Below are 459 nucleotides of genomic sequence, written 5' to 3'. Positions count from 1 at the left end.
GAGGCGGAGCGGGGGAGGGGAGGCGGGTCACGAGAAGTCGTCGACGTTCTTCGACGTCACGACCTTCACCGGCACCTTCACCGTCTTCTTGACGTCCTTGCCCCGCGCCGCGGCGACCGCGTTCTCCACGGCGATCCGGCCGAGCTCCTTGGGCTGCTGCGCGACCGACGCGTACAGCGTGCCCGCCTCGACCGCCTTCAGGCCGTCGGGCGTCCCGTCGAAGCCGACCACCGGCACCGACGTGCCCGCCTTGTCGCCGAGCGCCTTGACCGCGCCGAGCGCCATCTCGTCGTTCTCGGCGAAGACGCCGTTCACGCCCTTGTGGGACTGGAGGAGGTTCGTCATGACGTCCAGGCCCTTGGTGCGGTCGAAGTCCGCGGGCTGCTTGGCGACGACGTCGATGCCGGGGTACGCCTTGATGCCCTCGGCGAAGCCCTGGCCGCGCTCGCGGCTCGCGGA

The 459-nt window shown here is 70.8% G+C and carries 1 protein-coding gene; it reads right to left on the bottom strand.

Annotated elements, in window-relative coordinates; translation table 11 throughout:
• Window positions 1-27 precede the first annotated feature (27 nt).
• Window positions 28-459, bottom strand: a 432-nt coding sequence (locus AOK22_RS42550) for a substrate-binding domain-containing protein (protein WP_244164703.1), incomplete at its 5' end; no start/stop codon positions are given.

The sequence above is a fragment of the Streptomyces silaceus genome (assembly GCF_001419745.1).
In the GTDB taxonomy this organism is placed as follows: Bacteria; Actinomycetota; Actinomycetes; order Streptomycetales; family Streptomycetaceae; genus Streptomyces; species Streptomyces silaceus.
This window is presented reverse-complemented; position numbering and strand designations above follow the sequence as displayed.